Genomic DNA, 467 nt, shown 5'->3' on the forward strand with positions numbered 1-467 from the left:
AGGATCTGCGGGCCGTGCTGCGGGTCGCCGCCGGCCGCAAAGCCCAACCCAGTGCTGCCATCCTGGACAGCCGCACGTTGCGGTCCTCGCCGGAGAGCGGTGCCAGGGCGGGCTATGACGGCGCCAAGCGCAAGAAGGGCTCCAAGCTGCATCTGGCGGTCGACACGCTGGGTCATCTGTTGGCGCTGCACGTGACGCCTGCCAGCACGGACGATCGGGCCGAGGTTGGTCGGTTGGTCCAGGCCGTGCAGGCCTCCACCAGCCAGAGCGTCGACCTAGCCTATGTCGACCAGGGCTACACCGGCCCGAAAGCCGCTGACGCCGCCAAAGCCCATGGCATCAAGCTCGAGGTGGTCAAGCTGCCGGATGCCAAGCGTGGCTTCGTGCTGTTGCCGCGGCGCTGGGTGGTCGAACGGTCCTTCGCCTGGGCCACTCGCTTTCGCCGCCTGGTGAAGGACTACGAGGGA

General features: G+C 68.1%; 1 protein-coding gene. It reads left to right on the forward strand.

The genetic code is table 11. The annotated features are described in order from the left end of the window. Positions 1-467 (forward strand): transposase (locus tag AC0IW9_RS30385; protein ID WP_471652037.1); only part of this gene is annotated, 467 nt, incomplete at both ends.

It is taken from the genome of Belnapia sp. AC561 (genome assembly GCF_979252845.1).